Raw genomic sequence first — 8,746 nt, forward strand, 5'->3', positions numbered from 1 at the left:
TTTTTTTTTATCTTCCCCCGGTGGGGGGGGGTGGGGCCCGGGGGCGCCCCCGGCCCCGCGCCCCCGCCCCCCCCCCGCCCCCGGTGTCTTTCCCACCCGGCAGGACGACCTGTGGACGGGGTCAGGTGCCCCGTAGGATCGGGTTTCATGTCGAAGATTGACGAGCTGCTCGTTGACGTCGCCAGGCTGGTGGAGTCCGGGCGGAGCAACCAGATGTCCCTGACCGTCGTGACCGGGGGCGCTGTCATCACAGGTCGGCTGGCACCCGAAGCGGTGTGGCGGCAGCGGGTCTCGGAGGTCTTGGCGGACTCCGACCGGCTGGCCGAGTTCTCCGCCGTCTTCGCGGCCGCGGCGGCGAAGGACGCGCCGCCCACGCACCTGCACTTCCACCTGGCGCGGATCCTCCAGGGCACGGTGGCGATCCCGGAGACAGGCGGGATGTACCGCGTCTCGATCGCGGACATCAGCGCCTGGACCGTGGGCGACGTCAGCTACTCCGATCACTGACCCCGTCTCACTGCAGGAGCCACCCGTCGATGTACGAAACGGACCCCACCGGCACACGTGCCGGTGGGGTCCCTTCGTACATCGACGGGTGTCAGCTCATGTCCCCCCGTGGATCACGGTCAGGCACTCTGAGCGCCGAGTGCCGCGGAGGCGTGCTGGACGGGATCGAGGCTGTGGGCGGGCGCGCTCCCCTGCGGGAGGCTGGGGCAGGTGAAGCCGAGTTTGGTCATGGCGCGGACGACTTCACCAGCTGTGAAGTCGCGGCGGTCCTGGCCTGTGATGACCTGGCCGACCTGCTTGACGGGGTAGGCGCGGCGACCGATGATCACGGATTCGCCGGTGATCTCCTCGGGTTTGGCGCCCTTCATGGACTCCAGGACACCGCTCTTGGTGAGGTCGAAGGGGAAACGGGCGATGACACAGCGCACGATGCCTCACAAGGAGAGAGAAGGAGAGGTAAGACCGGCTCTGGTTTTGGGAGCCGTGGAGGGGGCGGACGGCCCGCGACCAGAGAGGTCGCGCAGCCGGAGCCGGTCCGTGTAGGCGGCGCTGTCACGGACGGTGGCGAGCTGGGCCCCGGTCACCAGGCCGGTGCACTGATCGTCGTTGTCGCAGACGCGCAGGTGGCCGGTGCGGGCCCCGGCCATGACGGCCAAGGCCACTTCCACGGTCATGTCGTCACAGACCTGCGGTGTGGCCGAGTCCGTGGCGTCGGCCACCGTGGGGTGCGTCTGGGGCAAGTGTGTCGGACGGGACTGCATCTGGACTGGCGTCACAACGTGCCTCCTGAGGGGACGGGTCGGCTTCCCTGTCATGCGACGCTCAGGCAGCCGTGCCGACGGAACGCCGCCGTGCGGTGGCGCGCCGGGACGCCGGGACGGGACTGCGTCGGCCGCGAGAAGCAGTGCCGCGCTCGCGCTGCTCGGTGGGCGGCGCGGTGATCTTCACGGGAATGCCGGAGGGGGTGCGCGCGCCCGTGATCCGGGCGAGCGCGCCCTCGCCAGAGCGGACCTGGGTGGTCTCGGGCACGATGCCGGCGGCCGTCATGAGGCGTGCCATGGCGCGGCGCTGGTTGGCGGTGACCAGGGTGACGACGCTGCCTGACGCGCCGGCTCGCGCGGTACGGCCGCCGCGGTGCAGGTAGTCCTTGTGGTCGGTGGGCGGGTCCACGTTGACGACGAGGTCGAGCTGGTCGACGTGGATTCCGCGGGCCGCGACGTTCGTGGCGACCAGGACGGTGACGTGCCCGTTCTTGAACCAGGCCAGGGTACGGGCGCGCTGCGGCTGTGACTTCCCACCGTGCAGTGCCGCTGCCCGGACGCCGTGACCCAGCAGGTCCTCGGTGAGGCGGTCCACGGCGTGCTTGGTGTCCAAGAACATGATCACCCGGCCGTCCCGCGCCGCGATCTCGGTGGTCAGCCTCTGCTTGTCGGCGCCGTGCACGTGCAGGACGTGGTGCTTCATCGTCGTGACCGCGCCCTGGGAGGGGTCGACGGAGTGGACTACGGGGTCGGTCAGGTAGCCGCGGACCAGGAGGTCGACGTTGCGGTCCAGGGTCGCGGAGAACAGCATCCGCTGGCCCTCGGGCCGGACCTGGTTCAGCAGTGCGGTCACCTGGGGCATGAAGCCCATGTCGGCCATCTGGTCGGCCTCGTCCAGGACGGTGACGGCAACCTCGTCCAGCCGACAGTGGCCGCGGTCGATGAGGTCCTTGAGGCGCCCGGGAGTGGCCACGACGACTTCGACGCCGCTTCGCAGCGCGTTCGCCTGCCGGCCTATCGGCATTCCGCCGACGACGGTGGCCAGGCGCAGCTTCACGGCACACGCGTACGGGGTGAGGGCGTCCGTGACCTGCTGGGCGAGCTCCCGGGTCGGGACCAGGACCAGGGCCAGCGGCTGACGGGGCTTGGTGGGCTGCCCGGCCGTACGGGCGAGGAGGGCCAGGCCGAAGGCGAGCGTCTTGCCGGAACCTGTCCTGCCTCGGCCCAGCACGTCGCGGCCCGCCAGGGAGTTCGGCAGCGTCGCACCCTGGATGGGGAACGGGACGGACACACCCTGCGTGCTGAGCGTCGCCAGGAGGCGCTCGTCCAGGGGGAGGTCGGCGAAGTTCTCGACAGGAGGCAGCGCCGGGGTGATCGTCTTGGGCAGGGCGAACTCCCCCCGTACCGGGGCCGGGTCGTTGCCGCTTCCGCCCGACCGCCTCGTACCTCCCGTTCGGTTCGCGCCGAAGGAACCAGAACGACCGCCCCGACCCGCTTCGGCGGGAGCGTGGCCGCCCGTGCGGCGGGTGCGGGAGGGACGGCCGTTCGTGCGTGCGGGGCTCATTCAGAACCTTTCGTGATACGGCACGTACCGAGAAACTCCGACCGTGGCTGAGAGGTGTCGGAATTGCGGGAACCAGCTGAATGGAAGCGCGAGCCGGGCGGTTCGGGCCTGAGTGCAGAATCATTGACGGGGGAGCGGTGAAAGCGGGCTGCGGTGATTCGAGTGCGCGCGGAATCCCCGGGAAGTGAATGCAGCTGGGGCCCGCACCCCGAAGGATGCGGGCCCCAGCTACGTATGACGCGTCAGAGTCAGGCGGGAACGATGTTCTCGGCCGTCGGGCCCTTCTGGCCCTGCGCGATGTCGAAGGAGACCTTCTGTCCCTCCTGAAGCTCGCGGAAGCCCTGGGCGGCGATGTTCGAGTAGTGGGCGAACACGTCAGGCCCGCCACTCTCCTGCTCGATGAAGCCGAAACCCTTTTCCGCGTTGAACCACTTCACGGTGCCAGCAGCCATGTCATATCTCCTTGGGGCAGTGCAGCGGAATCCGCACTTTGCGGACGCCGTGTCGCCGCGATGATTCCCCGTCCGGAAAATGACCGGAATGCAAAACGCTTTCCGTGTGGCGTGAGGCCGCCGGGGCGCCTGAAATTTCGGGTACCAAAACTGCAACTGAACCGACAGTAGCACGCCGGTGCAGTCCGTGCGGGTTCAGTTTTTTGCTCCCGTGTGTCGCCGGTAAAAATTCTCCCCGGGGTGCTGGTTAAAATCTCTGCCCGCGAACCCAGATATCCGCACATTCATAATGCGGCGTTTCGGCAGTGTCTGACGGGGCACGGTGCCGGAGGGCAGGACGCGGCGGCGGAGGCGCCTCCCTGGGGCAAGGGGGCGGCGCGGCGGGGACGGCAGGCGGCATCTCCGCGGGCTCTGCGGCAGGAAGACCGTGCGGCTGTCATCAACCTCAAGGCGGAGGCGAGTTCGGTCTCAGGCGGAGCCGCTCCGGACCCTGTGGCCGTCCGTCGGAGCGCCCGCTCCGGCGGGGCGAGCCAACCCGGACAACGAAAAAGGCCCAGGTCGCTGACCTGGGTCTTCGTTCAAGAGGAGATGACGGGAATCGAACCCGCGCTATGAGCTTGGGAATCACCCGGTACTTGGGTGCGTGCGTACCATCTGACCTGTGAGAACGGTCTTTGGCGACCTCGCGTTTGTCGACTTGGCGTAGCTGCTGGTGACCGCTGTTTACCGCCCCTACTGGCACGTTGTGGCACGGGCTTGCGTTCAAGGCCCCGTAGAGGTGCGGCTGGCACGCGGCTGGTGTGAGGTGCTGCGTGACCTGGGCCCGCCCGGCGCTGCCCGCGTCCTGCGTGCCTCGCTGCCCGAACAGACGCCCCTCAGCCCGCGGAACAGCACCTGCTGAGGGAGTGGCTGGACCGCCTCGCCGCCGACGGCTGAGGTGCCGACGTATGGGGACGGCCCGCCGCCCGGGATGAGGAGCGCCGGCTCAGCCGAGAACGGCGGTTGCCTCGATCTCGACCAGATGGCCGGGTACGTCCAGCGCCGCGACGCCCAGCAGTGAGGCCGGCGGCGCCGCGGTGACGCCCAGCTTCGCGGCCGCCCGACCGAGTCCCTCCATGAGCTGGGGCATCTTGTCGGGAGTCCAGTCGACGACGTAAACGGTCAGCTTCGCCACATCGTCAAAGGAGCCGCCGACCCCGGCCAGCGCGGTGCCGACGTTGAGGTAGCACTGCTCCACCTGAGCGGCGAGGTCGCCTTCGCCGACCGTGGCACCGTCCGCGTCCCAGGCGACCTGCCCGGCGACGAAGACCAGCCTCGTTCCGGTCGCGATCGACACCTGCCGGTAAGCGTCGACTTCCGGCAATCCCTCGGGGTTCACCAGGGTGATGGCCATGCTGCTTGCCTCCGTTGCTCTCCGAGCTGCTCTCTTGCGGTTACTCAGTGACCGTAGGAGAGTGACCGCTGACGTGGAAGAACGCACTTTTCGGTGACTGGGGAACCTGATGGGAACCATGCAGCTCAGCGGCTCGCCCGAGGACGCGGACCTCAGGCGGGCGGACTCTCTGGCGCGGGAGATCTTCTCGGACGTCGCCAACAAATGGGCGCTCCTGATCATCGAGGCGCTGGGGCAGCGCACCCTGCGCTTCAGTGAGCTGCGGAACGAGGTCGAAGGCGTCAGCCACAAGATGCTCACCCAGAACCTGCGCATGCTGGAGCGCAACGGCCTGGTCGAGCGAACGGTGCACCCCGTTGTGCCGCCGCGGGTCGAGTACACCCTCACCGAGCCGGGCCAGGCATTGCGGGTGACGATCGACGGACTATGCGACTGGACACACCAGTACCTCGGTCACATCGACGCCTCCCGCCACCGCTTCGACGCTTGACGCGGGGTGGCCGCGAGTGGCGAAGGGGTGCCCAATCCGACACCCCCCTGAAGGTAGTTACGGCACGGGAGGGATAGAGAGGTCTCGGCAACACAAAAGCCCCAGGTCGCTGACCTGGGGCTTTGCTATGGAGCGGATGACGGGAATCGAACCCGCGCTATAAGCTTGGGAAGCTCATGTTCTACCATTAAACTACATCCGCAGGTCGCTCCAGGTGACTGGAGCGGTACCGTTGCACACTCTACCCCATGATCGACCCCCGGTGAATCGTCCGCGGGGTCTTCGTTGTGTGTGGGGTGCACCGACGGTCGTGCGCACGGGAGTTGGGGCGTAACGTACCGGTGCGTCGGGCCGCGGGAGTGGCAGCTGGAGCAGGTTCCGAACATCCCCTAATGTGGCGATTCGTCGCAGTACGGCAGGTTGGGGAAAGGACCTCGATGGAGAACACCGTCGTCCGTTGTGCCGAAGGGCATGTTTTCAGTACCGCTTCGTTTCCGCTGCAGCACCTCGGCGCCGGCCGGATCGGCCCGGGCCGACTGCTGCGGTGCCCGCGGTGCGCGCGCCTGAGGCACGCCGTCCCGGTGGGGGACGCCGGCAAGCGGTAGGCGGCCGGGGCGCGCGGGCGTCCGCTCTCGATTGGGGGTGGCTCGCGCGCTCTGCGTATCCTCGGGACGTGCTTCTCTCTGACAAAGACATCCGGGCCGAGATCGACAGCGGACGGGTGCGCATCGACCCGTTCGACGAGTCGATGGTGCAGCCCTCCAGCATCGACGTGCGTCTCGACCGCTATTTCCGGGTGTTCGAGAACCACCGCTACGCCCACATCGACCCCGCCATCGAGCAGCCGGACCTGACCAGGATGGTCGAGCCGGAGGGCGACGAGGCGTTCATCCTGCATCCCGGCGAGTTCGTGCTCGCATCGACGTACGAGGTCATCTCGCTGCCCGACGACATCGCCTCCCGCCTGGAGGGGAAGTCCAGCCTGGGCCGTCTCGGGCTGGTGACGCATTCCACCGCCGGGTTCATCGACCCCGGTTTCTCGGGTCACGTCACGCTCGAACTGTCGAACCTCGCCACCCTCCCGATCAAGCTGTGGCCCGGCATGAAGATCGGGCAGCTGTGCATGTTCCGGCTCAGCTCGCCCGCCGAGTTCCCGTACGGGAGCGAGCGGTACGGGTCGCGGTACCAGGGCCAGCGCGGCCCGACGGCGTCGCGTTCCTTCCAGAACTTCCACCGCACCCAGGTGAGGCACGAGGCATGAGCAACGTACGCGAATCCCTGAACTACGAGGGCTTCGGCCGCGCCGTCCGCGAGTTGGCGACGACCATCGCCGAGGACGGCTACCAGCCCGACATCATCCTGAGCATCGCCCGCGGCGGCGTCTTCGTCGCCGGCGGGCTGGCGTACGCCCTCGACTGCAAGAACATCCACCTCGTGAACGTCGAGTTCTACACCGGCGTGGGCACCACGCTGGAGATGCCGGTCATGCTGGCGCCGGTCCCGGACGCGATCGACTTCTCCGACAAGAAGGTCCTGATCGCCGACGACGTCGCCGACACCGGCAAGACCCTCAAGCTCGTCCACGACTTCTGCGTCGGGACCGTCGCCGACGTCCGCTCGGCCGTCATCTACGAGAAGTCGCACTCGCTCGTGAAGTGCGAGTACGTGTGGAAGCGCACCGACGACTGGATCGAGTTCCCGTGGTCGGTCGAGCCGCCCGTCGTCAAGCGCGAGGGGCAGATCCTCGACGCCTGACCGGCCCGGAAACGGTGTGGGAAGGGGCCCGCGGTGCGCAGTGCGCGCCGCGGGCCCCTTCGCGTTCCTGCTTCGGCGTCCGGGCCGGGCCGGGGACTACAAGGTGCCGAGCTTGATCAGCGACAGGAGCGCGATCAGTTGGATCGCGGACGCGCCCAGCGCCTTCGGCCACGGCAGGTCGTGCGACTTGCTGACCATCGAGGTGAACAGGGCGCCAGCCGCCACCCACGTGGCCCAGCCCAGCACCTGCACGAACATGTTGTCGCCGCCGAGGAACACCGCGAACAGCAGGCGCGGCGCGTCCGTGATGGACATGACCAGCATGGACAGGCCCACGGTCGGCTGCCAGGAGCCCTCACCGCCCAGCTGCCGGGCCAGCGTGTGCGTGACGGCGCCCAGGAGCAGGCCGCAGATCACGAAGGCCACACCGGCGCTCAGGACGATCGGGACGGCGTTGGCGAGGGTGGCGTCCATGACGTCCTTGCGGGCCTCGTCGAAGCCGAAGACGGCCAGGAGCCCGTACAGGAAGGTCACGATCAGCGCGGGACCCCAGACGGCGTAGTCGCGCATCTGGAGGAACGTCGGCCCCGGCCGCAGCACGATGCCCTTGAGCAGGTCCTTCCACGGCAGCCGCGGGCCGGCCGGAGCCATCGCGCCCGCGCCGCCGCCGGCGTCGCCCGCCTGGTAGGTCCCGGGCGGGCCGTACGGGTCCTCCCCGACGGCGAAGACCTGGGTGTGCCCGGGATTGTCGTTCGCGTACGAGCCCCCGTGGCCCCCGTGACCCCCGTGGCCGTACGGGGGCTGCTGTGGCGCCTGGTGGGGCGGCTGCGGGTGCCCGTACGGGTCGAAGTACTCGGGCTCGCCATGGCCTCCTCCGGCGGTGGCGCCCTGCTGCGGCCACTGCTGCTGGGGAGGGTAGGGCTGCTGGCCGTACGGCGCCTGCTGCGGTTGCTGCTGACCGTACGGCTGCTGCCGCGGGGGTTGTTGAGGCGCGCGGTTGTCGTCCCGGCCGCGTCCGATCCTGAATCCAGCCACGTGATCGAACGTACCTGGTCCGGCGGGCGCCGGTGGGCGGGGTGCCGGAATAGCCACCGTTTGCGGCTGAGCTGTGACATCCCCTAGGGGAACACCGGGGGGCTGCCCCCACCCCTGTAGGCGGGCGGGGCGCCGTGCCGGCACGGCATTATCCGGAGGTTCGTCATATGGATCGGCAATGCGGACATATCGGCGTCGCCGCCCCGCGTCCGGCGCCACGGCCTCCGCGGCCCGGAGCCGCGGCGAGGGGGAGCGGTACGGCCGCCGGCACGCCTGCGCCCACGGCCCTCGAACGCGCGTGGCCGGCCGCCGCAGGAGTCCGGGCGGCGGGCCGCCGTGAGGGTTCTGGCCCGGGCTTGTGTGGCAACTTCGAAACCTTGGGGCTGGCGTGCTCCCGCCTCGCGAGCTCCCCTTTCGAACTGCCGTAGCCTTCGATGCTCCAAGGAAAGGGAAAGAGATCGTGACGGGTAACACGAAGGAAATCGTCCGCTGGACTCCGGTGGCGATTCTGCTGGTGCTGGCGCTGGTCGCGCCGCTCTTCGGGGACAGCCCGACCGGAGTCACGGTTCCCCTGCTGCTCGCCGTGGCCCTCGGCTGTACGAATCTGATGACGCAGAAGCAGGAACAGGTCCGCGACGACCGCTGAGAACGGCCGCGGGCACGACGCCGGGGCGGGGCGCAGCCGCCAGTCCATGGTGTTCCTCTCCACCGCCGACTCCCGCGGGCAGTGCGACGCCACCTTCCGCGCCGGGCCTCCGGGGTTCGTGTCCGTCCTGGACGACCGCACCC

Annotated in this window: 11 protein-coding genes, 1 tRNA gene and 2 pseudogenes; 7 read left to right on the top strand and 7 right to left on the bottom strand. The window is 69.0% G+C overall.

The features are described 5' to 3' along the window. Positions 1-147: 147 nt before the first annotated feature. The gene (locus tag ACFV7Q_RS37295) at positions 148-507 is read left to right on the top strand and encodes a hypothetical protein (protein ID WP_385435396.1); all 360 of its coding nucleotides are present in this window, start codon (positions 148-150) and stop codon (positions 505-507) included. Between the two features lie 119 nt (positions 508-626). On the opposite strand, the gene ACFV7Q_RS37300 is transcribed toward ACFV7Q_RS37295, so the two are convergent. From ACFV7Q_RS37300 to ACFV7Q_RS37315, 4 genes are all read right to left on the bottom strand, one after another. Further along, complete coding sequence (locus ACFV7Q_RS37300; RefSeq protein ID WP_385435397.1) at positions 627-935, bottom strand: SCO5918 family protein; 309 nt, start codon at positions 933-935, stop codon at positions 627-629. A 6-nt stretch (positions 936-941) separates the two neighbouring features. Continuing rightward, a complete protein-coding gene (locus tag ACFV7Q_RS37305; protein WP_385435398.1) occupies positions 942-1,283 on the bottom strand; it encodes a CBS domain-containing protein in 342 nt (113 codons plus the stop codon). Between the two features lie 46 nt (positions 1,284-1,329). After that, complete coding sequence (locus ACFV7Q_RS37310) at positions 1,330-2,832, bottom strand: DEAD/DEAH box helicase (RefSeq protein ID WP_385435399.1); 1,503 nt, start codon at positions 2,830-2,832, stop codon at positions 1,330-1,332. A 248-nt stretch (positions 2,833-3,080) separates the two neighbouring features. After that, a complete protein-coding gene (locus tag ACFV7Q_RS37315) occupies positions 3,081-3,284 on the bottom strand; it encodes a cold-shock protein (protein WP_361097031.1) in 204 nt (67 codons plus the stop codon). A gap of 820 nt (positions 3,285-4,104) precedes the next feature. Here ACFV7Q_RS37315 and ACFV7Q_RS37320 point away from each other — a divergent pair. Beyond that, a pseudogene (locus ACFV7Q_RS37320) lies at positions 4,105-4,220 on the top strand (TetR family transcriptional regulator); the annotation flags it as partial. A gap of 49 nt (positions 4,221-4,269) precedes the next feature. On the opposite strand, the gene ACFV7Q_RS37325 reads toward ACFV7Q_RS37320, so the two are convergent. Further along, positions 4,270-4,677, bottom strand: coding sequence for a RidA family protein (locus ACFV7Q_RS37325; RefSeq protein ID WP_385435400.1), 408 nt, complete (start codon positions 4,675-4,677; stop codon positions 4,270-4,272). Between the two features lie 109 nt (positions 4,678-4,786). Here ACFV7Q_RS37325 and ACFV7Q_RS37330 point away from each other — a divergent pair, with 109 nt between their 5' ends. Then, a complete protein-coding gene (locus ACFV7Q_RS37330; protein WP_385435401.1) occupies positions 4,787-5,167 on the top strand; it encodes a winged helix-turn-helix transcriptional regulator in 381 nt (126 codons plus the stop codon). A 128-nt stretch (positions 5,168-5,295) separates the two neighbouring features. On the opposite strand, the gene ACFV7Q_RS37335 is transcribed toward ACFV7Q_RS37330, so the two are convergent. Then, positions 5,296-5,369, bottom strand: a tRNA-Gly gene (locus ACFV7Q_RS37335). Positions 5,370-5,840: 471 nt separating this feature from the next. Here ACFV7Q_RS37335 and dcd point away from each other — a divergent pair. Continuing rightward, the gene (gene dcd / locus ACFV7Q_RS37340; RefSeq protein ID WP_179172804.1) at positions 5,841-6,428 is read left to right on the top strand and encodes a dCTP deaminase; all 588 of its coding nucleotides are present in this window, start codon (positions 5,841-5,843) and stop codon (positions 6,426-6,428) included. Further along, on the top strand, positions 6,425-6,922 hold the full coding sequence (locus tag ACFV7Q_RS37345; RefSeq protein WP_385435402.1) for a phosphoribosyltransferase: 498 nt from the start codon (positions 6,425-6,427) through the stop codon (positions 6,920-6,922). Before dcd ends, ACFV7Q_RS37345 begins: the two co-directional genes overlap by 4 nt. Before the next feature lie 96 nt (positions 6,923-7,018). Here the strand turns inward: ACFV7Q_RS37345 and ACFV7Q_RS37350 are convergent, their stop codons facing one another. Continuing rightward, the gene (locus ACFV7Q_RS37350) at positions 7,019-7,957 is read right to left on the bottom strand and encodes a Yip1 family protein (RefSeq protein WP_385435403.1); all 939 of its coding nucleotides are present in this window, start codon (positions 7,955-7,957) and stop codon (positions 7,019-7,021) included. A gap of 460 nt (positions 7,958-8,417) precedes the next feature. On the opposite strand from ACFV7Q_RS37350, the gene ACFV7Q_RS37355 reads away from it, so the two are divergent. Both ACFV7Q_RS37355 and ACFV7Q_RS37360 read left to right on the top strand, forming a co-directional pair. Further along, on the top strand, positions 8,418-8,603 hold the full coding sequence (locus tag ACFV7Q_RS37355; protein ID WP_385435404.1) for a hypothetical protein: 186 nt from the start codon (positions 8,418-8,420) through the stop codon (positions 8,601-8,603). Between the two features lie 34 nt (positions 8,604-8,637). Beyond that, positions 8,638-8,746 (top strand): annotated as a pseudogene (locus ACFV7Q_RS37360) (hydrolase); the annotation flags it as partial.

Origin of the sequence: Streptomyces sp. NPDC059851 (assembly GCF_042732005.1) — a bacterium.
GTDB lineage: Bacteria > Actinomycetota > Actinomycetes > Streptomycetales > Streptomycetaceae > Streptomyces.

Excerpts from the sequence above, each read along its gene's own strand:
- ACFV7Q_RS37295 (WP_385435396.1), top strand. The coding sequence starts at position 148 with ATGTCGAAGATTGACGAGCTGCTCGTTGACGTCGCCAGGCTGGTGGAG.
- ACFV7Q_RS37310 (WP_385435399.1), bottom strand. The coding sequence starts at position 2,832 with ATGAGCCCCGCACGCACGAACGGCCGTCCCTCCCGCACCCGCCGCACG.
- ACFV7Q_RS37315 (WP_361097031.1), bottom strand. The coding sequence starts at position 3,284 with ATGGCTGCTGGCACCGTGAAGTGGTTCAACGCGGAAAAGGGTTTCGGC.
- ACFV7Q_RS37325 (WP_385435400.1), bottom strand. The coding sequence starts at position 4,677 with ATGGCCATCACCCTGGTGAACCCCGAGGGATTGCCGGAAGTCGACGCT.
- ACFV7Q_RS37330 (WP_385435401.1), top strand. The coding sequence starts at position 4,787 with ATGGGAACCATGCAGCTCAGCGGCTCGCCCGAGGACGCGGACCTCAGG.
- ACFV7Q_RS37345 (WP_385435402.1), top strand. The coding sequence starts at position 6,425 with ATGAGCAACGTACGCGAATCCCTGAACTACGAGGGCTTCGGCCGCGCC.